Genomic DNA, 20689 nt, shown 5'->3' with positions numbered 1-20689 from the left:
AATCGTCTCCGGTCTGCGTGCTAAAGTGCCCGGCCTCGACTTCGGAGCCTGTCATGAGCCTTTTGATCCGCAGCTGCGCCGCCCTGTTGCTGACCCTCAGCCTGCCTCTGGCCGCCGCGCCGGCACCGATGCACGGGCAGTTTCTCCCGCCCGATGACCTGACCCTGCGTGATGCCGAACCGGAACAGCAACAATTGATGCAGGTCACCGAGTATTCGGTGGTGGTCGGCAGTCAGCGGCAGTCCACGCAGCAGCCGATCCCGGTGACGTCGCCGCTGCTGATCCGCCTCAAGGGCAAATCCTTGAACAAGGGCGCGACGATCAATCAGGTGCTGGTTAATTTCGATGGCGAAAGCAAAAGCCTGAAAAAGCCGATCTACGACGAAAAAAGCAAAACCCTGACGCTGTTTTACCCGATGGCGCAGTACCGCGTGGTGATCGACTTGTTGCGCAATGACACGGTGTATTGCCAGTTCCTCAGCTACGCCAACGGCCATGTCTGGGCCGACTTGCACACCGGGGCCGTTCGTCCGCGTTGAGCCCGGCGGCCTGTGAGGGGTAAACTGCCCGCCCCGTGAAATGTCTGCGAGCTGGAGTCGGCAATGCGTAAAGATAAGAAACAAGTGATTGGTGACGAGATCGGCGATGAGCAGATCAAGTTGTTTCTCGATTTCGAACCGGTCGATGCCACTTCGCCGTCCCTGCATAAACTGATCAAGGCCTACCGTGGCCTGCGCATCGACGATTTCGAACGGTTTCTGACGTTCTTCGTTGAAGCCGGTTTCGATCTGGACGGCAAGGACGAGCACGGCAATGACTTCGTCGCGGTGATCAAGGATCAGCGCAATGCTCCGGACTACATCGAACTGATCGAAAAAGCCCGCGGCTGAAGAAATCCCTGTTCTTGTAGGAGCCAGCTTGCTGGCGATGGGCGCAACGCGGTGTGTCAGAGCTGCCGCCATCGCCGGCAAGCCGGCTCCTACAAAATCAGATTTACCGTGAAACAGGCATAAAAAAACGCCCCGCTCTCAATGAGAACGGGGCGTTTTTTGTGCGCCACGATCAAGCGAAGCTTGGCGTCTCGCTGCTTTCTTCAACCAGTTCCAGCGCGATGTTGTTCTGCGTGTTGATCTTGCGATACAGCGCAGCATCGGTTTCCAGGACTTTTTCACGGGCCGGGAAGATTTCCGCCAGTTTGGTCGCCCACTCGCCGGACGCTTTGGCCGGGAAGCATTTTTCGATCAGTTCCAGCATGATCGAAACAGTCACCGACGCGCCAGGCGAAGCGCCCAGCAGGGCAGCAAGGGAACCGTCCTTGGCCGCGACCAGTTCGGTGCCGAACTGCAGAACGCCGCCTTTCTTCGGGTCTTTCTTGATGATCTGCACCCGTTGGCCGGCCACTTCCAGGCGCCAGTCTTCGGCTTTCGCTTCTGGGTAGAAGCGGCGCAGGGAGTCCAGACGCTGCTCCATCGACTGCATCACTTCGCTGACCAGGTACTTGGTCAGGTCCATGTTGTTTTTCGCCACAGCCAGCATCGGGCCGATGTTGCCGGCGCGAACCGACATCGGCAGGTCCATGAAGGAGCCGTGTTTGAGGAACTTGGTGGTGAAACCGGCGTAAGGCCCGAACAGCAGGGACTTCTTGCCATCGACCACGCGGGTGTCGAGGTGCGGCACGGACATCGGTGGCGAACCCACGGCGGCCTGGCTGTACACCTTGGCCTGGTGATGCTTGACCACTTCCGGGTTGTCGCAACGCAGCCACTGGCCGCTGATCGGGAAGCCGCCGAAGCCTTTGCTTTCTTCGATGCCCGACGCCTGCAACAGCGGCAATGCCGCGCCGCCCGCGCCGAGGAACACGAATTTTGCGTCGACTTCGCGGGTGTTGCCGCTGTTGACGTCCTTGATGCTGACGGTCCAGCCGCCGTTGTTGCGTTTCAGGCCAGTCACGCGCTTGCAGTACTTGACCTGGGCATCGGGTGCGCTGGTCAGGTGCTTGAGCAACTGATTGGTCAGGGCGCCGAAGTTGACGTCGGTGCCATTGATCACACGGGTGGCGGCGAGGGTTTCGCCAGCGTCACGCCCCGGCATCATCAACGGCATCCACTCGGCCATTTTTGCCTTGTCTTCGGTGTATTCCATGTCGGCGAAGGCGTGGTGCTTGCTCAGCACCTTGAAGCGTTCCTTGAGGAAGGAAACGCCGCTGTCGCCCTGCACGAAGCTCAGGTGCGGCACCGGGCTGATGAACGACTTGCACGAGCCGAAGGTGCCTTTCTTGGTCAGGTACGACCAGAACTGCTTCGACACTTCGAACTGGGTATTGATGTGCACGGCTTTCTTGATGTCGACGGTGCCGTCGGCGGCCTGCGGCGTGTAGTTGAGCTCACACAGCCCGGCGTGACCGGTCCCGGCGTTGTTCCACGGGTTGGAACTCTCCGCGGCACCGGAATCCATCAGCTCGACGACTTCCAGCTTGATCGCGGGGTCGAGCTCTTTGAGCAGTACGGCGAGGGTGGCACTCATGATGCCGGCCCCAACCAGAACTACGTCGACTGCTTCGTTATGCGCCATTTAACGCGTCTCCAAAATCTGCAGCACCAAATTGTCGGCATGGCTGCCAGGCGTTCGGGGCGTGTCAGTGATGCCCCAGGTACCCATGGCAGTGTCGCCATGTCCGAATCTTCGCAATTTATCGCAACTTCGACGGACGCTACCGGCCGGGTCAATGAGGTCTATGAACTCATTTCAACGCGCGACTGGCAATTCGACTTATGGTCGAGACATCCGTTTGTGCAACCAAATCCGTAGCGGACAGGCTTCAGGCTCCGGTGTTCGAGGAATACTCGGTCCTGTGTCGTTGGGCTGTTCCAGACGCTAATGGTGCATGTTCAGACGCAAAACTATTCATTTGCTCGCCACACTCTTGTGAAGTTGTGAAAACCCGTTTTTTTCACGCTCTTTTGAAGACGTGAACCTCAAAAAAGGGCTGCCCCAGCCTGGCACCGTGCCCGGATGGATTGCCGTCATGGGATACATGACAGGCAAAACGGGCAAACAGCTCAGTGACCGAGCGTAATGACAGCTCTGCAGATTCGCGAAAAGTGGGGTTTTTGCTCAGGGAACAGCAAGCGCGCCAGCTTCACTCGATCTGTGTGGGCGGCTCTCTGTGGGCGGTGCGGGGTGTCAAAATCCAGTGCAATACCGAAACATTGACGATGCTGCGAGGCCCGATCAGGAGACGTCCTTATAATCGGGGGGAGATTGTATCTAAGAAACGCAGGGAAATGGGCGTGTTTAATGACTTTTATTAGGCGTCTGGTCAGGTGGTCAACAGCTGTTGCGCGCGGGCGCGTGGCTGGCGCTGGCTGACGCGGGCGCTGGCAGGCAACGGATGATGCAGCCAATTGAGGCGGATTTCATCGATTTCGACCCAGCCATCGCCCATTGGCTGCAGGCTGCACTGCTTGAACGCCTGGCAATGACCGTTGCGGTCGAGCAGGACGAAGCAGCGATGCAGCGGGCGCGGTGCGAACAGTGAAATCAGGTAGCGCATGGCAAAGTACCTTGAAGGGGTGACTGCCGAGAAGATTGCCCGAATGCCGTGACATGCGCGTGTATCGGCAGTGACATCTGTGTGACAGGAACCCCCTGCGCCGGGGTTTGTCAGACATTTCAGTATTCACGGCGAGGTGCTGGTTAGCGACGATGGCGCACCGCTATACTGCCGGCCTGTTTGTGCCTGATTCTGGAGAGAAGAGCATGTTGCAACGCTTGTTGTTCGGTTTGATCACTGTGACCAGTTTGACCCTGGTCGGCTGCGCCCACAGTCCGCAACAACTGAATCCGGAGCCGAAGCTGACCACTCAGCTGGCACCGGTCGGCCATGGCCAGCAGGTCGTGGTTCGGGTGGTTGATGGTCGTCCGTCGCCAACCTTGGGCACCCGTGGGGGCTTGTACCCTGAGACCAGCGCAATCACTGTGCAAGGCGCGCAGATCCTGCCGAAACTGCAGGCTCAAGCGGAAGCCGCCGTGCGCTTGCTGGGCTTCACTCCGGTGTCCAATGGCATGAATGCCCCACAACTGACCGTGACCCTGGCCGAGCTGAAGTATCAGTCGCCGAAAGAAGGCATGTATGTGACCGAGGCGACCATCGGCGCGACCTTCCGCTCTGATGTGCAGAATGCCAACCGCCGTTACAGCGGTCGTTACGGCGCCTCCCTGGATCAGCGTTTCGGCATGGCGCCGAACCAGGAAACCAACACCAAGCTGGTCAGCGATGTGTTGAGCGATGCGCTGACGCGCCTGTTCAAGGACCCGACCGTGGGTCAGATTCTCGGCGAGTAAGTTTTCGCTGACATCAAAAAGCCCGGCGCCAGTGATGGCGCCGGGCTTTTTTGTATCTGTACATCGCACAACTGTAGGAGCGAGCTTGCTCGCGATGGACGTTAACGATAACGCGGGCTGTCTGATTTAACGCGTTGTCCTGAAGTTTTTCGCGAGCAAGCTCGCTCCTACAGGGGGCGGTGTTGTCAGGCGGCCTGTGAATAAAAATCCAGCACACTCACACCCGTCAGCAAATCCGCCTCCGGCAGGTCCGCATGTTGGTGCCCGCCCAGCGCGCAATACACCAGCCAATGGCGATCCTGAACGTTGAAGGCAAGGCTGCCGACCAATGCTTGTTGTTCGTCGCTTTGCGCGATGAGGTAGAGGCGATCCTGGTTTTCAGCGTGGAGCATGACGGTGTCCGTGTCGGTTTTGATGGGGCGAGAGACTGCCGCATACAGATGACGAAGCCGTGACGTAGGGCAGGAATCTGCCAGATGGTGAGTTATTTGTCGTAAATCGGCGGGCAGGAGGGGCGGCTTTCGGTAGAATCCGCGCCGCGGTCGTCGGTCCGGCGTCTGCCACACCTGTTTTGTCCGAGGTTCGTGATGTCGCTGCATTTGATGACGCTGTTTACCGCCCATCCCGCCAAATTGATCAACCTGCTGGCCTTGCTGTTTGCCTTCCCCGGCGGCTGGCTGCTGCACGCCACGCGCCGTCGCGAACAACGCGCACAGGCCAGCCTGGCGGCACAGCGTCAGAATTCGCCCAGTGAAGAGCCCGTCCTGGATTGGGCGACCTTGCGCATGAACCGGTTTTTCTACCGCTTCGGCTTTGCCTGCCTGGGGCTGGCGTTGCTGGTGTCGTGGATCAGCACGCGCGTCTGACCACACCGTAAACCACTGTAGGAGCGAGCCTGCTCGCGATGGACGTCAACGATAACGCGTGCAGTCTGAATAAACGCGGTGTCTGGACGTTTTTCGCGAGCAGGCTCGCTCCTACAGAAAGCGTGCCTAGGCCACTGCTACAGCGGTAACCCAGCCTTCACACGGAACTGATTACGCACCGGCGTGGCGTATTGCAGCACCAGGAACGGACGATGCTCTTGCGGGCATTCATCCAGCCGGCGCTGCCATTCTTCCTGGGCCTTTGCCAGTTCGTCGGCGGCAAATACCTCAGCCGCTTTCGGCACCTGCAATTGCGGGTCGGCATCCTTCCACTGCGCGTACGCCAGGTAATGCACCGGGAACAGGCGGTAGCCGCCGAGGATCTGCTTGTCCATCTCGATCGCCAATTGCTTGGTGTCTTCGAACAGCTCGGTAATCGGCGCGGCAAAGTTCACGTGCACACGGCCCTTGTAGCCGGTGATGCCCTTGGCGATGCTCACGTCGTCCTCGCCGGGCGCCTTGGTGTAGGTGCCGGTGGTGGCGCGGATGTAGAGCTCGCGGGCCTTGGCCTGGTCGCACGGGTCGTATTCGTAGCTGATCGACACCGGGGTCACGTTCAACGAGCGGATGACTTCGCCGAACGGCTCGTCCTTGCGGCTCATGTGGAACATCTTGAGGATCGCCGACTCGGTGCGGTCGTCACCGTCCTTGGCCCGACCTTCGGCCTGCGCGATCCAGATCGAGGCGCAATCGTTGCGGATCGAGTGGTTGATGTAGGCCGACAGCAGCTGGTAAGCCGCCATTTTTTCCCGGCGACCGGTGATCGAACGGTGCACGATGAAGCTCTTGTTCAAGCGCATCAGGTCGCTGACGAAGGGCTTTTGCAGCAGGTTGTCGCCGATCGCGATGCGCGGGGTCGGCAGGCCGGCGTGGTACACGGCGTAGTTGACGAAGGCCGGGTCCATCACGATGTCGCGGTGGTTGGCGATGAACAGGTAGGCGCTGCCGGACTTGAACTGCTCGACACCGGTGTAGGTGACACCGTCGGTGGCGCGCTCGATGGTGTGGTCGACGTAATACTCGACTTTGTCCTGCAACGTGGCCACCGAATCGATGCCGGCGAACTCACGGCGCAGCCGATGAGCTATAAGAGGTTTGAGCATCCAGCCGAAGGCACCGGCGAAACGCGGGAAGCGGAAGTGGGTGAGGATATCTAGAAACGCCTTGTCGCCGAGCAAGCGTGCCAGCACTGCTGGGACTTCGCTGTCGTCGTAAGGTCGGATGGCATCGAATTCGCCCATCATGCTCTCTTGTTAGAAACGGCTAGGGTAAGTAAAGGTTTTGATCGAAAACCAACGGGGCACGGTCTGAAAAGGTAGCCAGACAAAAATAGCCCTGCAAATAGACCGGCGATTATACGCACAAGTCACCTGGGAGACCGCGATGCTGGAAGCTGCAGAGTATGAATGTCCGTATTGTGGTGAAGAGGTCGAGACGACTGTGGATTTATCGGCAGGCGATCAGACCTATATCGAGGACTGTCAGGTGTGTTGTCGGCCCATTACGTTTGTGTTGCAGGTTCATGGAGAGGAATGGCATCTCGAAGTGTTCAGCGAGAACGAGTGAGGGCGCCCATGCAGCGAATCTACGAACCGGAAAACCTGATGGAAGGCGAGTTGCTGCAAGGCATGCTGGCCAGCGAGGGCGTCGAGGCGCATCTGGTCGGCCGCGATTTACTCGGCGGCACGGGCGAATTGCCGATTTTCGGCCTGCTCGGGTTGGCGGTGGATAACGACCAGGCTGAATACGCCCGCGAGTTGATCACCGCGTACAATGCCGCGCTGCCAATGCCCGGCGATGAACAACCGGACAGCTTTCCCGGCACGCTGGTCTGTTAGGCTGACGTCCGTTTTATCAAGAGTCGTGCTGCCCCATGTGTGGACGTTATGCCCTGTTTCGCTGGAATCCTGCCTTCGCGGCCCTGCCTGGCTTCCCCGCCGATCAGCAGGCCCAGTGGAATATTTCCCCCAATGATTCGGTGTTGATGCTGCGTGCCGGTGTCGACGGCCAGCGTGAGCTGGCCCGTGCGCGCTGGGGTTTGACGCCGCCGTGGCTGACCGATCTGTCCCGCACGCCGGCCCATGCCCGGGCCGAAACCGTGGCTGAACAACCGATGTTTCGCCAGGCCCTGCGCGAGCGTCGCTGCCTGTTGCCGGCCAACGGTTTTTACGAATGGCGCGGCGGCACCCGCAAGCGTCCGTATTGGCTGACACCGGGGGAGGGTTCGACGCTGTTTTTTGCCGCGGTCTGGGAGGCCTATCCGGTGCAGGAGCAAGTGTGGCTGAGCACGGCCGTGATCACGCAGCCGGCGGCGAGTCAGCGGCGACCGTTGATCCTGGATGCGGCGGGGCAGGCCGCGTGGCTCGATCCCGAGACGCCGTTGCATGTGTTGCAGGGGTTGCTGGCCAGTGAGCCCGCGGCGTTGCGCGAGCGGGTGTTGGCGAATCTGGTGAATGATCCGAAGTTGAATGGGCCGGAGTGTCTGACCCCCGGCTGATGGGTTGTCTGGGGTGACGCCATCGCTGGCTTGCCAGCGATAGGGTCTTTGGATCAAACCTTGAACTGATTGATCAACCGCCGCTGCTGCTCGGCCAGCTTGGTCAAGTCCGCACTCGCCGCGCTCGACTCATCCGCGCCGCCCGCCACTTCATTGGCCACTTGCCCGATGTTGATCACGTTCCGGTTGATGTCATCCGCCACTGCACTCTGTTCCTCGGCCGCACTGGCGATCTGCGTGTTCATGTCATTGATCACCGACACGGCCTGAGTGATCGCATCCAGCGCTTCGGCCGCTTTCGCCGCGTGCTGCACGCTTTCATCGGTGCGGTTCTGGCTGTCTTCCATGACCCGCACCACATCGCGCGTGCCTTGTTGCAGCTGCTGGATCATGGTCTGGATTTCTTCGGTGGCCTTCTGGGTTTTCTGCGCCAGGTTGCGCACTTCATCGGCCACCACCGCAAAACCACGGCCCTGTTCACCGGCACGTGCCGCTTCGATGGCCGCGTTCAAGGCCAGCAGGTTGGTCTGTTCGGCGATCCCGCGAATGGCGGTGAGGATCGCGTTGATGTTCTCGCTGTCCTTGGCCAGGGTTTGCACCACGCTCACAGCCTTGCCGATTTCCACCGCCAGCACGCCGATCGAGTTCGACGTGTCCATTACGATCTGCTTGCCTTCGGACGCGGCCTGGTCGGCATGACTGGCCGCTTGCGCGGCCTGGGTCGCGTTGCGCGCCACGTCTTGTGCGGTGGCGGTCATCTCATGCACCGCCGTGGCCACCTGGTCGATCTCGACCATTTGCTTCTGCACGCCGATGTTGGTGCGGATGGCGATGTCGGCGGTGTGTTCCGACGAATCGCTGACGCTCTGCACGGACGTGACCACCTGGGTGATCATCGCCTGCAACTTGGCCAGGAAGGTGTTGAAGCCTTTGGCGATCGAGCCCAGTTCGTCGGCACGGTCGCTGGTCAGGCGACGGGTCAGGTCACCTTCACCTTTGGCGATGTCGTCGAGCATGGCCACCATCTGTTTCAGCGGACGGGCAATGCCGTGGCCCACGAGCCAGATCACCAGCAGGCCGATGCCGGCGATCAGCAGACCGACCATGGCCATGCCGAACGTGTCGGATTTGCGCTGGGTGTTCAGGTCGGCCTGGAGTTTTTGCAGGTCGGCCATGACCGCGTCCAGCGGCAGTTGCAGCATCAGGGTCCAGCGCGCATCGGTCTGGCCGATGCCGAATGGCAGGTACAACTCGATCCGGCCCTGGGCCTTATCGACGGTGTAGGTCACTTCGCCGCGCTTGAGATTGGCCATGTTGGCAATCTGCTGGCTGTCGAGGATGTCGCTGACCTTCTCGCCGAATTTGCTCGGATCCTTGGTGTAGGCCACGATCCGGCCGTTACCGCCGATCAGCGCCATGACGCCCGAGCCGCCGTACAGTTTCTGGTTCGCGCCCAGAAGCATTTCCTGGATGAAGTTCACCGACAGGTCGGCGCCGACGATGCCCTGGAACTGGCCGTTGAGCATGATCGGTTCAATAAAGGAGGCGAGCATGACGATCTTGTCGCCGACCTTGTAGGGCGCCGGATCGATCACGCAGGATTTCTTGGTTTCTTTCGAGCACAGGTAGTACTCGCTGGCGCGCACCCCGGTGGACAGGGTTTTCTGGTCGTCGACGTCCACCAGTTTGTCCAGGCCCAGGCTGCCGTCCTCGTTGCGGAACCACCACGGCAGGAAACGACCGTTACTGGCATCGATCCCCACGACCTTGGTGCCGACGTACGCGGCGTCATTGTGGTCGAGGGCGTCTTTCTCCCAACCGATGTAGGTGCCGAGGATTTTCGGGTTCCTGGCGACGTTTTCCTTGATCAGGCCGATCAATTGCTCGCGGCTCAGGCTCAGCTGTGGTTGGCCGTCCGCGCCAGGCGTACCGATCAGCGCGTTGACCCGCACCAGTCCGCCGGCAATCAGCAGCGGCGCTTCGAGCTCGCGCTGGATCTGGCTGACCTGGGTTTGCGCCAGGGAGGTCAGGCGCTGTTCGATGACTTGCTCGAATTGGGCCTGGGTCCGCTCCTGGACCATGTCTTGCGTCCTTGCGCCGGAAAACAGCGCGTACAGCACCAGCGCTGCCACGACACTTAATACGATGGCGCCCGCGAGGGCGGCCACGGAAAACTGGATCGACTTGAATTTCATGGGTGCTCCGCACGCAAGAGGACGTCTGCGGTGGTGTATCGGCAGGGAGCTTGAAGGCCATGAGCGAGGGGCGACGAAATGGCTGTTTTGGAGTGGTTGATGTCGCAATTGAATCATTGCCGGCCGTGACTGGCCGTGGCGGTTGGCGGTATGTGAATTTTTTCCTACTGTGGATGAGAGCTTTGTCCGAAATCTGCGTCTGTATGTCTGTTGTATCTGGCGTCGATACAATTCGGCGCCTAGGATACCCGGCATGTTTTCAGGGAGTTTTTTGATGAACAAGCGATTGGTTGTATGTGCACTGGGCGCGAGTCTGTTGCTCGCCGGTTGTCAGTCGGTCAACACCACCAGCGGCGGTGCCGTGGGCGTTGAACGCAAGCAGTACATGTTCAGCATGTTGTCCACGGACGAGGTCAACCAGATGTACGCCCAGTCTTATCAGAAGACCGTTGGCGAGGCGACCAGCAAAGGTGTGCTGGACAAGACCAGCAACGATGCCAAGCGCATCCAGGTGATCGCCGATCGGCTGATTGCCCAGGCGCCGATTTTCCGTCCGGATTCGGCCCAGTGGAAATGGGAAGTCAACCTGATCAAGAGTGACGAGCTCAACGCCAACTGCGGGCCTGGCGGCAAGATCATTTTCTACACCGGGCTGATCGACAGTCTGAAACTGACCGACGATGAAATCGCCGCGATCATGGGCCATGAAATCGCCCACGCCTTGCGCGAACACGGTCGTGAAGCCATGTCCAAGGCGTACGGCATCGAAATGGCCAAGCAGGGTGCCGGTGCCTTGTTCGGTCTCGGCCAGGACAGCCTGGCGTTGGCGGACACCGTGGCCAACTACGGCATGACACTGCCCAACAGCCGTGCCAATGAAAACGAAGCGGACCTGATCGGCCTGGAACTGGCGGCCCGCGCGGGTTACAACCCGAACGCCGCGATCACCTTGTGGAACAAGATGAGCAAGGCGTCGGAAGGTTCGCCGCCGGAGTTCATGAGCACTCACCCGGCGTCGGCCAGCCGGATTGCCTCGTTGCAGGCGGCGATTCCGAAGGTGATGCCGCTCTACGAGAAAGCGCCGAAGTCCTGATCGTTATCTGTTGAGGCTTCTGGCCTCATCGTCGGAACGCCGCCCGGAGCCGGCTCGCTCCCACAAGGGTCAGTGTCGATCACAACATCCATGTGGGAGCGAGCCTGCTCGCGATGATCGATTACACGGTGTTACTGACTGAACGCGTCAAACCCACCCGCTGCTCTGCATCGCCTTGTACACCGCAACAATCGCCAGGATGAAGAACGCCGACGCCGCCAGGCGACGGATCAGTGTCAGTGGCAGTTTGTCCGCCGCAAAATTGCCCGCCAGTACCACTGGCACGTTGGCAATCAACATGCCCACGGTGGTGCCGATGATCACCAGCCACAGTTCCGGGTATTGCGCGGCGAGCATCACGGTCGCGATCTGGGTCTTGTCACCGATTTCCGCGAGGAAGAAAGCGATCAGCGTCGTCAGGAACGGCCCGAACTTGCGGGCGGTGCTGGCTTCGTCGTCATCCATCTTGTCCGGCACCAGGGTCCACAATGCCGTCGCAGTGAAGCTCGCGGCGAGGATCCAGTGCAGCATCGCATCCGAGAAGAAACTGCCGACCCAGGCGCCTACCGCACCGGCTGCCGCGTGGTTGGCCAGGGTCGCGGCGACGATGCCGGCGATGATCGGCCACGGTTTGCGGAAGCGGGCAGCGAGAATGAGCGCGAGCAGTTGCGTCTTGTCGCCGATTTCGGCCAAGGCAACGATTGCGGTGGGAACGAGCAATGAATCCAGCATCAGGGGTTTTCCTAAGGGGCGGGTCGACACGGCTATGACACGTACAGCCTTCCCGCCCCGGGTAAGGTGTTCGTGTCATAGGTCTTGTCAAACCCTGCGATCCGTCTGATGCGGACGCTGGGGTCGCATACGCCATGGTCTGAGGACCAAGTATGTTGACGTATGCCGGACGAGCATGGCGCTCGTGGGAGACTACTCCCCTAGGACGGAGCGGATTCTGCCTAGGCAAATCCGATTGGGCAAGTACAAATTTTCAGCCGCGCTTGGCCCGGTAGATTCTGAAACCCTGTCCCTCGGCCTTGATCGCGCACACGCCGAGGTGCTCTTCGATCAGCGGTTGGTACTTCAGGAAACTGTTCGCGACTAACCGAAGTTCGCCGCCGTTTTTCAGATGTTTGGCTGCTTTTCGCAGCAGGTTCTCGGTGGCGAAATAATCCGTGTGCACGCCGACATGGAATGGCGGGTTGCTCAAAATCGCACTCAAACCCATCGGCGCCGCATCGATTCCGTCACCGGTAATCACCTCGGCTTCCAGACCATTGGCAGCCAGGGTCAGGCGACTGCTGGCGGCGGCGAACGCATCCACGTCGAGCAACGTGACCTGATTGTGCGGATAACGACGTTTGACCGCCGCGCCCAGAACACCGGCGCCGCAGCCAAAGTCCAGCAAATGACCGCTTGGCAGTTTATCCAGATGCTCCAGCAGCAAGGCGCTGCCGCGATCCAGGCGACCGTGGCTGAACACGCCCGGCAGGCTGATGACTTTCAGCGGGCCTTCGGCCAGCGGCAACTCATAGGTTTGCGCCAGGCTTTCCAGGGATTTGGCTTCTGGCGCATTGGCCACGGTGACCAGCCACAGCTGGCAATGCCGCGCGCTGTCGAGCTTGCGCGGTTTGCCGAACGGGTTCAGCTGTTTGGCCGCGCCTTCGATGCCGCTGCGTTTTTCACCCACCAGGTACAGCTCGCGCCCGGCCAGGCGCGAGGCGAGGGCGTTGAGGATGTAATCGGTGAGGTCCTTGGATTTGGGCAGAAACACTACCGCCGCCTCGAACTCGCGCTCGGGTGCGGTCACGCCGAAATGGCTGCGTTCAACGAAGCGAGCGTCCAGCGCGGCCTGGTCGCCGGCGTGCCAGCACCAGCCGTGGGCGTCGGGCAGGCGGCCCAGCAAATCATCGGCGGGCAAGCCGGCCAGCAACACTGAACCCTGGAATAACTCGGCCTGACGAAGCAGTACTTCACTGCGCGGATCCATACTCTGCTCCCTGAAAAAAAGTGCCGCAGTTTATCAACTGACGACCCGCAGCGCCTTACCGCTGAAGTATCCCTGCGCGTTTTCGGTCAATTGGCCCACGATCCGCTGCCGCGCCTCGCGACTGCCCCAGGCGTTGTGCGGCGTGACGATCAAGCGTGGAATGTCGGCGGCGAGCAGTGGATTGCCGGCGGTCGGCGGCTCGACGCTCAGCACGTCCGTGGCTGCACCGCCGAGGTGGCCGTTGCGCAGGGCATCGGCCAGCGCCTGTTCGTCGATCAAGCCACCTCGAGCGGTGTTGACCACGAATGCGCCCGGCTTCATCGAGGCCAGTTCGCGGGCACCGATGAAGTGGCGGGTGTGTTCGTTGAGCGGGCAATGCAAGGTCAGCGCGTCGATCTGCGGCAGCAGTTCATCCAGTGGCAAACGGTCCGGCCGGGCAGGGCGCCCCGGAATCTGGCCCAGAAGCACGCGCATGCCGAAGGCTTCGGCCAGCCGGGCGACCGCGCAGCCCAGCTCGCCATGACCCAGCAGGCCGAGGGTTTTGCCTTCAAGTTCGACGATCGGATAGTCCAGCAGGCAGAACTGTTTCGCTTGTTGCCAGCGGCCTTCACCGACGGCTTTCTGGTAGTCGGCCAGGCGCGTCGCGAGGTTGAGCAGCAGCATGATCGTGTGCTGCGCCACCGATGGCGTGCCGTAACCCTGGCAGTTGCAGACGGTCACGCCATGGGCGCGGGCGGCGGCGAGGTCGACGTTGTTGGTGCCGGTGGCGGTGATCAGGATCAGTTTCAGTTCGGGACTGGCGGCGATGGCTGTGGCATCGATCAGGATCTTGTTGCTGATGGCGACGGTGGCGCCTTTCAGGCGTTCGATGACCTGGTCCGGCGTGGTCTGTGCGAACAGCTGCAACTCATCGAAACATTCGCGCAATGGACTGAGGTCGAGATCGCCGAGGTCCAGCGAAGGATGGTCGAGGAAAACGGCGCGGCGAGAGTTCGTCATCAACTGTACCTTTTGTGCATTGAACTGAAGGCGTAATCTGCCGAGCCTACCAGATGAAACAAATCGTTACGCATCATCAGGCCGGACACTCATCCTGTGGGAGCGAGCCTGCTCGCGAAGGCGGTGTGTCAGACAAGAGTCTGACGACTGGCACTCCCTCATCGCGAGCAGGCTCGCTCCCACAGGGATTGTTGACACCTTGAGCGCACTTTTATTGAGGAACCCGCATGTACTGGACAGAGTTCTTGACCGTTGCCCTGATTCACTTGCTCGCCGTCGCCAGTCCCGGCCCCGATTTCGCCGTAGTGGTGCGTGAGAGCGTGACCCACGGTCGTCGCGCAGGAACATGGACCGCGCTGGGCGTCGGCACGGCGATTTTCCTGCACGTCGGTTATTCGTTGCTCGGCATCGGCCTGATCGTGTCCCAGTCGATCGTGCTGTTCAACGCCTTGAAATGGGCGGCTGCCGCTTACCTGCTGTACATCGGCTTCAAGGCCCTGCGCGCGCAGCCGGCCAAGCCGGTGGCTGACGACCTGCACAAGGAAGCGGGCGAGCGCACGGCGCGCGGCGCATTCACTTCGGGTTTCGTGACCAACGGCCTGAATCCGAAAGCCACGCTGTTTTTCCTGTCGTTGTTCACCGTGGTCATCAATCCGCACACGCCACTGAGCGTTCAGGCCGGCTACGGGGTTTACCTCGCAGCGGCGACGGCGTTCTGGTTCTGCCTGGTGGCGATGCTGTTCAGCCAGCAGCGCGTGCGCGCCGGTTTTGCCCGCATGGGGCACTGGTTCGACCGGACCATGGGCGCTGTGCTGATCGCTATCGGGGTGAAACTCGCCTTCACCGAGATGCATTGATCGACGAACACCATCCTTAGTAGGAGCCAGCTTGCTGGCGATGGACTTCAACGATGACGCGTTCATTCTGGAAAGGACACGGTGTCAGCTAATCCATCGCCAGCAAGCTGGCTCCTACAGTTACTCGTGCGGGTGAATGCCCGTAAATGCTGGCGCAACGCTAGCATTTGCTGATCGTTACAAATCATTCCTTCGGCTGATTTGGTTGTCATGGAAGGGCACTAGAGTGCTTTTACTTTCAGTCACGACCGTGCAGTCAGAAAAGGGATTCTTATGTTGCAGACTCGCGTTATCCCCCCAGCCGAAGGCGCTTACCAGTACCCGCTGTTGATCAAACGGCTGCTGATGTCTGGCGCGCGCTATGAGAAAACCCGCGAGATCATCTACCGCGACCAGTTGCGCTACAGCTACCCGACCCTGATCGAACGGGTCGCGCGGCTGGCCAACGTCCTCACGGCCGCCGGCGTCAAGGCCGGTGATACCGTGGCGGTGATGGACTGGGACAGCCACCGATACCTGGAATGCATGTTCGCCATCCCGATGATCGGCGCGGTGATCCACACCATCAACGTGCGCCTGTCGCCGGAGCAGATCCTCTACACCATGAACCACGCCGAGGACCGCTTCGTGCTGGTCAACAGCGAATTCGTGGGGCTGTACAACGCGATTGCCGGGCACCTGACCACGGTTGAGAAAACCCTGCTGCTGACCGACCTGCCGGAGAAGACCGCCGACCTGCCGAACCTCGTCGGCGAGTACGAGCAGTTGCTGGCGGCCGCGAGCGCGCAATACGACTTCCAGGATTTCGACGAGAACTCGGTCGCGACCACCTTCTACACCACCGGCACCACCGGCAATCCCAAGGGCGTGTATTTCACCCATCGGCAACTGGTGCTGCACACCATGGGCGTGTCGACCATCATGGGTGCCATCGACAGCGTACGGCTGTTGGGCACCAACGACGTGTACATGCCGATCACCCCGATGTTCCATGTGCACGCCTGGGGTTTGCCGTATGTGGCGACCATGCTCGGGCTCAAGCAGGTTTATCCCGGTCGCTACGATCCTGAATACCTGGTGGAGCTGTGGCGCAAGGAGAAGGTCACCTTTTCCCACTGCGTCCCGACCATCCTGCAAATGGTCCTCAACGCCAAGGCGGCACAAGGCACGGACTTCGGTGGCTGGAAAATCGTCATCGGCGGCAGTGCGTTGAACCGAGCGCTGTACGAAGCCGCTAAAGCCAAGGGCATTCAGCTGACCGCCGCTTACGGCATGTCGGAAACCGGGCCGCTGGTTTCGTGCGCGCACCTCAACGATGAACTGATGGCCGGCACCGAAGACGAGCGCACCACCTACCGGATCAAGGCCGGCGTGCCGGGGCCTCTGGTCGAGGCGGCGATCGTCGATACCGATGGCAACTTCCTCCCCGCCGACGGCGAGACCCAGGGCGAACTGGTGCTGCGTGCGCCGTGGCTCACCGAAGGCTATTTCAACGAGCCGCAGAAGGGCGCCGAGCTCTGGGCCGGCGGCTGGTTGCACACCGGTGACGTGGCGACGCTGGACAGCATGGGCGTGATCGACATCCGCGACCGCATCAAGGATGTGATCAAGACCGGCGGCGAGTGGATCTCCTCCCTGGACCTCGAAGACCTGATCAGCCGTCATGCAGCGGTACGCGAAGTAGCAGTGGTGGGCATCGCCGATCCGCAATGGGGGGAGCGCCCGTTTGCCTTGCTGGTCATCCGCGAAGGCCATGTAATTGGGGCGAAGGAACTCAAGGAACACCTCAAGCCGTTTGTCGAGCTGGGGCACCTGAGCAAGTGGGCCATCCCGAGTCAGATCGCCCTTGTTACTGAAATTCCCAAGACCAGTGTCGGCAAGCTCGACAAGAAGCGGATTCGCCTCGACATCACCGAATGGCAAGCCAACAACAGCACCTTCCTTTCGACGCTTTAAGCGTCTTCCGGCGTGCCTGAAAAGGCACGCCAGGCCCACCAAGCAAGCGCTTGGCTTGTGAAATCCGAATTTTCAGCCATCCTTCCCGTGCCGACGGGTGTCGGCCTGGCGAAAGGACTGTTCCAGAGTGGCCGGCAGCTGCAAATCACACTTTAGAGGGATCAAGCAGTACTACCTGCTGGCTATAGTCCGCTCAAGGATTTTTAAGAACGGGGCACACGCACAACACGGGGCGATGCAACTTTGGAGTGACTTCGGGAAGCCCTGGCTCCCGGTCAACCACAGCGTTTTTAAAAGTACTCACTGCCATAACAATAATGCACATGGAGTAGCGTCGATGACATCAGTAAACCAGTTCTGGCGCCGGGCAAAACTGCCTCTGGCTGTCAGTCTTGCCTCTACGCTCGCCGGGCCCGCATTCGGCGTCAGTTTCAACGTTGGTGAAATCGAAGGTCAGTTCGACTCATCCCTGTCGATTGGTGCCAGTTGGTCTACCGAGAGTGCCAACAAGAACCTCATCGGCGTCAACAACGGTGGCCGTGGCCTGTCCCAGACCTCCGACGACGGCCACTTGAACTTCAAGAGCGGGGAAACCTTCTCGAAGATCTTCAAGGGCATCCATGACCTCGAATTGAAATACGGCGACACCGGCATCTTCGTCCGGGGCAAATACTGGTATGACTTCGAATTGAAGGACGAAAGCCGTCCGTTCAAGGACATCAGCGACAACAACCGCAAGGAAGGCGCCAAGTCTTCTGGCGGTCAGATCCTCGACGCCTTCGTCTACCACAACTACGCGATTGCCGATCAGCCGGGTTCCGTGCGTCTGGGCAAGCAGGTCGTCAGCTGGGGTGAAAGTACCTTCATCGGCGGCGGCATCAACTCGATCAACCCGATCGACGTTTCCGCGTTCCGTCGTCCAGGTGCCGAGATCAAGGAAGGCCTGATCCCGGTCAACATGTTCTACGTGTCCCAGAGCCTGACCGAGAACCTGTCGACCGAAGCGTTCTACCAGCTGGAATGGGACCAGACCGTTACCGATAACTGCGGTACGTTCTTCTCGCAACCGGACGTGATTTCCGATGGTTGCGACAATAACCTGGCAGTGTTGAGAACCCGTAATGGGCTCAACAACTCTTTGCGGGCATTGCCGGCCGGGGCGCGCAACGCTGTCATCAACACGCTGGCTGCCCGGGGCGTGAACTGGGGTGACCCGGATGAAGGCGCCATCGTTCGTCGCGGTGCTGATCGCGATGCGCGTGACAGCGGCCAGTTCGGCGTTTCCTTCAAGTATATGTTCGAGCCACTGGACACCGAGTTCGGTGCCTACTTCATGAACTACCACAGCCGTGCGCCTATTTTCAGCGGCCAGGGTGCACCGGCGAGTGCCTACAACGCACAGGCACTGGGTGGCGCACTGGGCGGCGCACTGATTGGCGCGGGCATTCCGCCAGGCGCCGTGGGTGGCATCGTGGGTGGTGCGAACGGGCTGGCGGCACAGACTTTGCCATTGGTGGTCGCGGGTAACTCCAGCTACTTCGTCGAGTACCCGGAAGATATCCGTCTGTATGGCCTGAGCTTCTCCACCACCTTGCCTACCGGTACCGCGTGGAGTGGTGAGTTCAGCTACCGTCCGAACGCGCCGGTACAGCTCAACACCACCGACATCCTCTTCTCCGGCCTGACGCCGCTGAACCCTAACGTTTCCGTGCTGCAAGGCCAGCCAGGACAGGATCAGCACGGCTATCGCCGCAAGGAAGTGAGCCAGCTGCAAACAACCTTCACGCACTTCTTCGACCAGGTGATGGGCGCCGAGCGTCTGACCGTGGTGGGCGAGGTGGGCTGGACTCACGTCGGCGGCCTGGAAAGCACCTCGAAAGCACGTTACGGGCGTGATCCGAGCTACGGCCCTGGCCCATTGCCTGGCGGTCAGTGCCAGACATTGAACGCATCGACCCTGGCAGGCGGACCGCAAAACAACGTCAGCCGCTACTGCGAAAACGATGGCTTCACCACCACAGACTCCTGGGGTTATCGCGCTCGTGCCATCTGGGAATACAACGACGTCATCGCCGGTGTGAACTTCAAGCCGAACATTGCCTGGTCCCATGACGTTGACGGTTACTCGCCAGGTCCTGGCGGCAACTTCGAGGAAGGTCGCAAAGCGGTCAGCCTGGGCCTCGATGCCGAGTACCAGAACACCTACACCGCGTCCCTGGCCTACACCAACTTCTTTGACGGCAAGTACACCACCGTGGATGACCGCGACTTCGTTGCGCTCAGCTTCGGCGTGAACTTCTAAGCACTGCATTTTCAGGACGAACACACCTATGAAAACAACAAAGAGTCTGTTCAACGCTGGAGTTCTGGGGCTAACGCTGCTGGCGACCAGTGTGATGGCAGCGGTCCCTGCGGCCGAAGCGGACAAGCTGGGCAAGAGCCTGACGCCAATGGGCGCCGAGATGGCGGGCAATGCCGACGGTTCGATTCCGGCCTGGAAGCCGTTGCCGAAAAATGCCGGCGCGGTCGATAGCAAGGGTTTCCTCTCCGATCCGTACGCCAGTGAAAAACCGCTGTTCACCATCACGGCGCAGAACGTCGACCAGTACAAAGACAAGCTTGCTCCGGGCCAGTACGCGATGTTCAAGCGCTATCCGGAAAGCTTCAAGATGCCGGTCTATCCGTCCCATCGCGGCGCGACCGTGCCGGACGACGTATTCGCTGCCATCAAGAAAAACGCCACCAACACCGAGCTGGTGTCCGGCGGCAACGGGCTGAAAAACTTCGAAACCGCGGTGCCGTTCCCGATTCCGAAATCCGGTGTCGAAGTCATCTGGAACCACATCACCCGTTATCGCGGTGGCAGCGTGACCCGTCTGGTGACCCAGGCCACGCCGCAGCCGAATGGCTCGTACAGCCTGGTTTACTTCCAGGACCAGTTCGTATTCCGCGACAAGATGAAGGATTACGATCCGGCGAACCCGGGTAACATCCTGTTCTACTTCAAGCAGGAAGTGACTGCGCCGGCACGTCTGGCCGGTGGTGTGCTGCTGGTGCACGAAACCCTCGACCAAGTGGCGGAGCCGCGTTCGGCGTGGGTCTACAACGCCGGTCAGCGTCGTGTGCGTCGTGCGCCGCAAGTGTCCTATGACGGGCCAGGTACTGCAGCGGATGGCCTGCGTACCTCCGACAACCTGGACATGTACAACGGTGCACCGGATCGTTACGACTGGAAACTCGAAGGCAAGAAAGAGATGTACATCGCCTCCGACAGCTACAAGCTCGACGATCCGAAGCTGAAGTACGCCGACATCATCAAGGCCGGTCACATCAACCAGGACCTGGCTCGTTACGAGCTGCGCCGGGTCTGGCATGTCGTGGCAACCCTGAAGGAAGGTCAGCGTCACATCTACGCCAAGCGTGACTTCTACATCGACGAAGACACCTGGCAGGCAGCGGTGATCGATCACTACGACGGTCGTAACCAGCTCTGGCGTGTGGCGGAAGCTCACTCCCAGAACTACTACAACGTTCAAGTGCCTTGGTACACCCTGGAAGCCCTCTACGACCTGCAGTCCGGCCGTTACCTGGCACTGGGCATGAAGAACGAAGAGAAGTCGGCATACAACTTCGGTTTCACTGCCACCACCAGCGACTTCACGCCGGCGGCATTGCGTCAGACCGGGGTTCGCTAACCTGAACTGAGCAGAGGCCGCATCCTCGAAAAAAGCCCCGACTGGTTCGGGGCTTTTTTTTGCGCGTAGACTTTTTGTAGCCATTTGTAGCAATAACCTTCAATACCTCTTCGTTTACCGCTAGGCTGCGGACATCTGCAACG

General features: G+C 60.2%; 20 protein-coding genes, 1 pseudogene and 1 riboswitch. Of the genes and pseudogenes, 12 read left to right on the top strand and 9 right to left on the bottom strand.

Translation table 11 applies throughout. The features are described 5' to 3' along the window. Nucleotides 1-53: 53 nt before the first annotated feature. Together ACF6ZU_RS07600 and ACF6ZU_RS07595 are read left to right on the top strand one after the other, a co-directional pair. Complete coding sequence (locus tag ACF6ZU_RS07600) at nt 54-539, top strand: hypothetical protein (RefSeq protein ID WP_392891248.1); 486 nt, start codon at nt 54-56, stop codon at nt 537-539. A 63-nt stretch (nt 540-602) separates the two neighbouring features. Further along, nucleotides 603-890, top strand: a complete 288-nt coding sequence (locus ACF6ZU_RS07595) for a PA4642 family protein (RefSeq protein WP_392891246.1) — start codon at nt 603-605, stop codon at nt 888-890. A 172-nt stretch (nt 891-1062) separates the two neighbouring features. On the opposite strand, the gene mqo is transcribed toward ACF6ZU_RS07595, so the two are convergent. Next, nucleotides 1063-2571 carry a malate dehydrogenase (quinone) gene (mqo, locus tag ACF6ZU_RS07590; protein ID WP_392891244.1) on the bottom strand — a complete coding sequence of 503 codons (1509 nt, stop codon included), beginning with the start codon at nt 2569-2571 and terminating at the stop codon, nt 1063-1065. Nucleotides 2572-3319: 748 nt separating this feature from the next. Beyond that, nucleotides 3320-3553, bottom strand: a complete 234-nt coding sequence (locus tag ACF6ZU_RS07585) for a hypothetical protein (RefSeq protein ID WP_392891242.1) — start codon at nt 3551-3553, stop codon at nt 3320-3322. A 206-nt stretch (nt 3554-3759) separates the two neighbouring features. Between ACF6ZU_RS07585 and ACF6ZU_RS07580 the strand changes: the two genes are divergently transcribed. After that, a complete protein-coding gene (locus ACF6ZU_RS07580; RefSeq protein ID WP_123410123.1) occupies nt 3760-4344 on the top strand; it encodes a YajG family lipoprotein in 585 nt (194 codons plus the stop codon). Between the two features lie 185 nt (nt 4345-4529). On the opposite strand, the gene ACF6ZU_RS07575 is transcribed toward ACF6ZU_RS07580, so the two are convergent. After that, on the bottom strand, nt 4530-4736 hold the full coding sequence (locus ACF6ZU_RS07575) for a hypothetical protein (RefSeq protein WP_214378627.1): 207 nt from the start codon (nt 4734-4736) through the stop codon (nt 4530-4532). A 195-nt stretch (nt 4737-4931) separates the two neighbouring features. Between ACF6ZU_RS07575 and ACF6ZU_RS07570 the strand changes: the two genes are divergently transcribed. Next, nucleotides 4932-5210: a hypothetical protein gene (locus ACF6ZU_RS07570; protein WP_392891240.1), complete on the top strand. Its 279-nt coding sequence runs from the start codon at nt 4932-4934 to the stop codon at nt 5208-5210. Between the two features lie 137 nt (nt 5211-5347). Here the strand turns inward: ACF6ZU_RS07570 and ACF6ZU_RS07565 are convergent, their stop codons facing one another. Next, nucleotides 5348-6514, bottom strand: coding sequence for a 1-acyl-sn-glycerol-3-phosphate acyltransferase (locus ACF6ZU_RS07565; RefSeq protein WP_392891238.1), 1167 nt, complete (start codon nt 6512-6514; stop codon nt 5348-5350). Nucleotides 6515-6653: 139 nt separating this feature from the next. Here ACF6ZU_RS07565 and ACF6ZU_RS07560 point away from each other — a divergent pair, with 139 nt between their 5' ends. Genes ACF6ZU_RS07560 through ACF6ZU_RS07550 form a run of 3 tightly spaced genes read left to right on the top strand, consistent with a single transcriptional unit; the run spans nt 6654 to nt 7767 of the window. Beyond that, nucleotides 6654-6836, top strand: coding sequence for a CPXCG motif-containing cysteine-rich protein (locus ACF6ZU_RS07560; RefSeq protein WP_392891236.1), 183 nt, complete (start codon nt 6654-6656; stop codon nt 6834-6836). Nucleotides 6837-6844: 8 nt separating this feature from the next. Beyond that, nucleotides 6845-7108 carry a putative signal transducing protein gene (locus ACF6ZU_RS07555; RefSeq protein ID WP_392891234.1) on the top strand — a complete coding sequence of 88 codons (264 nt, stop codon included), beginning with the start codon at nt 6845-6847 and terminating at the stop codon, nt 7106-7108. A gap of 35 nt (nt 7109-7143) precedes the next feature. Continuing rightward, complete coding sequence (locus ACF6ZU_RS07550; RefSeq protein ID WP_392891233.1) at nt 7144-7767, top strand: SOS response-associated peptidase; 624 nt, start codon at nt 7144-7146, stop codon at nt 7765-7767. Between the two features lie 53 nt (nt 7768-7820). Here the strand turns inward: ACF6ZU_RS07550 and ACF6ZU_RS07545 are convergent, their stop codons facing one another. Both ACF6ZU_RS07545 and ACF6ZU_RS07540 read right to left on the bottom strand, forming a co-directional pair. Next, nucleotides 7821-8525, bottom strand: coding sequence for a methyl-accepting chemotaxis protein (locus ACF6ZU_RS07545; protein ID WP_392893735.1), 705 nt, complete (start codon nt 8523-8525; stop codon nt 7821-7823). A gap of 198 nt (nt 8526-8723) precedes the next feature. Continuing rightward, nucleotides 8724-8783 (bottom strand): annotated as a pseudogene (locus ACF6ZU_RS07540) (hypothetical protein); the annotation flags it as partial. A 1453-nt stretch (nt 8784-10236) separates the two neighbouring features. Between ACF6ZU_RS07540 and ACF6ZU_RS07535 the strand changes: the two are divergent. Then, entirely contained in the window at nt 10237-11055 is an 819-nt protein-coding gene (locus tag ACF6ZU_RS07535; protein ID WP_392891231.1) for a M48 family metallopeptidase, read from the top strand. Between the two features lie 147 nt (nt 11056-11202). Here ACF6ZU_RS07535 and ACF6ZU_RS07530 read toward each other — a convergent pair whose 3' ends face one another. The 3 genes from ACF6ZU_RS07530 to ACF6ZU_RS07520 form a co-directional block, all read right to left on the bottom strand. After that, nucleotides 11203-11787 carry a TMEM165/GDT1 family protein gene (locus tag ACF6ZU_RS07530; RefSeq protein ID WP_214378618.1) on the bottom strand — a complete coding sequence of 195 codons (585 nt, stop codon included), beginning with the start codon at nt 11785-11787 and terminating at the stop codon, nt 11203-11205. 76 nt (nt 11788-11863) lie between these two features. Then, nucleotides 11864-12000: riboswitch (yybP-ykoY riboswitch) on the bottom strand. 40 nt (nt 12001-12040) lie between these two features. Next, nucleotides 12041-13039, bottom strand: coding sequence for a methyltransferase (locus ACF6ZU_RS07525; protein ID WP_392891229.1), 999 nt, complete (start codon nt 13037-13039; stop codon nt 12041-12043). 33 nt (nt 13040-13072) lie between these two features. Continuing rightward, nucleotides 13073-14038, bottom strand: coding sequence for a 2-hydroxyacid dehydrogenase (locus ACF6ZU_RS07520; protein WP_392891227.1), 966 nt, complete (start codon nt 14036-14038; stop codon nt 13073-13075). Nucleotides 14039-14265: 227 nt separating this feature from the next. On the opposite strand from ACF6ZU_RS07520, the gene ACF6ZU_RS07515 reads away from it, so the two are divergent. From ACF6ZU_RS07515 to ACF6ZU_RS07500, 4 genes are all read left to right on the top strand, one after another. Next, a complete protein-coding gene (locus ACF6ZU_RS07515) occupies nt 14266-14895 on the top strand; it encodes a LysE family translocator (protein ID WP_392891225.1) in 630 nt (209 codons plus the stop codon). A gap of 273 nt (nt 14896-15168) precedes the next feature. Continuing rightward, nucleotides 15169-16851, top strand: coding sequence for a fatty acid--CoA ligase (locus ACF6ZU_RS07510; RefSeq protein ID WP_392891224.1), 1683 nt, complete (start codon nt 15169-15171; stop codon nt 16849-16851). A 337-nt stretch (nt 16852-17188) separates the two neighbouring features. Next, nucleotides 17189-19153, top strand: coding sequence for a DUF1302 domain-containing protein (locus ACF6ZU_RS07505; RefSeq protein ID WP_392891222.1), 1965 nt, complete (start codon nt 17189-17191; stop codon nt 19151-19153). A gap of 28 nt (nt 19154-19181) precedes the next feature. Then, nucleotides 19182-20546: a DUF1329 domain-containing protein gene (locus ACF6ZU_RS07500; protein ID WP_392891220.1), complete on the top strand. Its 1365-nt coding sequence runs from the start codon at nt 19182-19184 to the stop codon at nt 20544-20546. Nucleotides 20547-20689: the final 143 nt, after the last annotated feature.

The sequence above is a fragment of the Pseudomonas migulae genome, from assembly GCF_043225285.1.
In the GTDB taxonomy this organism is placed as follows: domain Bacteria; phylum Pseudomonadota; class Gammaproteobacteria; order Pseudomonadales; family Pseudomonadaceae; genus Aquipseudomonas; species Aquipseudomonas migulae_C.
The sequence above is the reverse complement of the archived record's forward strand: the minus strand, read 5'-3'. Positions and strand labels throughout refer to the sequence as shown.

What these genes read in the sequence shown, in the direction of transcription:
- ACF6ZU_RS07600 (WP_392891248.1), top strand. Translation starts at nt 54, where the DNA reads ATGAGCCTTTTGATCCGCAGCTGCGCCGCCCTGTTGCTGACCCTCAGC.
- ACF6ZU_RS07595 (WP_392891246.1), top strand. Translation starts at nt 603, where the DNA reads ATGCGTAAAGATAAGAAACAAGTGATTGGTGACGAGATCGGCGATGAG.
- mqo (WP_392891244.1), bottom strand. Translation starts at nt 2,571, where the DNA reads ATGGCGCATAACGAAGCAGTCGACGTAGTTCTGGTTGGGGCCGGCATC.
- ACF6ZU_RS07585 (WP_392891242.1), bottom strand. Translation starts at nt 3,553, where the DNA reads ATGCGCTACCTGATTTCACTGTTCGCACCGCGCCCGCTGCATCGCTGC.
- ACF6ZU_RS07580 (WP_123410123.1), top strand. Translation starts at nt 3,760, where the DNA reads ATGTTGCAACGCTTGTTGTTCGGTTTGATCACTGTGACCAGTTTGACC.
- ACF6ZU_RS07575 (WP_214378627.1), bottom strand. Translation starts at nt 4,736, where the DNA reads ATGCTCCACGCTGAAAACCAGGATCGCCTCTACCTCATCGCGCAAAGC.
- ACF6ZU_RS07570 (WP_392891240.1), top strand. Translation starts at nt 4,932, where the DNA reads ATGTCGCTGCATTTGATGACGCTGTTTACCGCCCATCCCGCCAAATTG.
- ACF6ZU_RS07565 (WP_392891238.1), bottom strand. Translation starts at nt 6,514, where the DNA reads ATGATGGGCGAATTCGATGCCATCCGACCTTACGACGACAGCGAAGTC.
- ACF6ZU_RS07560 (WP_392891236.1), top strand. Translation starts at nt 6,654, where the DNA reads ATGCTGGAAGCTGCAGAGTATGAATGTCCGTATTGTGGTGAAGAGGTC.
- ACF6ZU_RS07555 (WP_392891234.1), top strand. Translation starts at nt 6,845, where the DNA reads ATGCAGCGAATCTACGAACCGGAAAACCTGATGGAAGGCGAGTTGCTG.
- ACF6ZU_RS07550 (WP_392891233.1), top strand. Translation starts at nt 7,144, where the DNA reads ATGTGTGGACGTTATGCCCTGTTTCGCTGGAATCCTGCCTTCGCGGCC.
- ACF6ZU_RS07545 (WP_392893735.1), bottom strand. Translation starts at nt 8,525, where the DNA reads ATGACCGCCACCGCACAAGACGTGGCGCGCAACGCGACCCAGGCCGCG.
- ACF6ZU_RS07535 (WP_392891231.1), top strand. Translation starts at nt 10,237, where the DNA reads ATGAACAAGCGATTGGTTGTATGTGCACTGGGCGCGAGTCTGTTGCTC.
- ACF6ZU_RS07530 (WP_214378618.1), bottom strand. Translation starts at nt 11,787, where the DNA reads ATGCTGGATTCATTGCTCGTTCCCACCGCAATCGTTGCCTTGGCCGAA.
- ACF6ZU_RS07525 (WP_392891229.1), bottom strand. Translation starts at nt 13,039, where the DNA reads ATGGATCCGCGCAGTGAAGTACTGCTTCGTCAGGCCGAGTTATTCCAG.
- ACF6ZU_RS07520 (WP_392891227.1), bottom strand. Translation starts at nt 14,038, where the DNA reads ATGACGAACTCTCGCCGCGCCGTTTTCCTCGACCATCCTTCGCTGGAC.
- ACF6ZU_RS07515 (WP_392891225.1), top strand. Translation starts at nt 14,266, where the DNA reads ATGTACTGGACAGAGTTCTTGACCGTTGCCCTGATTCACTTGCTCGCC.
- ACF6ZU_RS07510 (WP_392891224.1), top strand. Translation starts at nt 15,169, where the DNA reads ATGTTGCAGACTCGCGTTATCCCCCCAGCCGAAGGCGCTTACCAGTAC.
- ACF6ZU_RS07505 (WP_392891222.1), top strand. Translation starts at nt 17,189, where the DNA reads ATGACATCAGTAAACCAGTTCTGGCGCCGGGCAAAACTGCCTCTGGCT.
- ACF6ZU_RS07500 (WP_392891220.1), top strand. Translation starts at nt 19,182, where the DNA reads ATGAAAACAACAAAGAGTCTGTTCAACGCTGGAGTTCTGGGGCTAACG.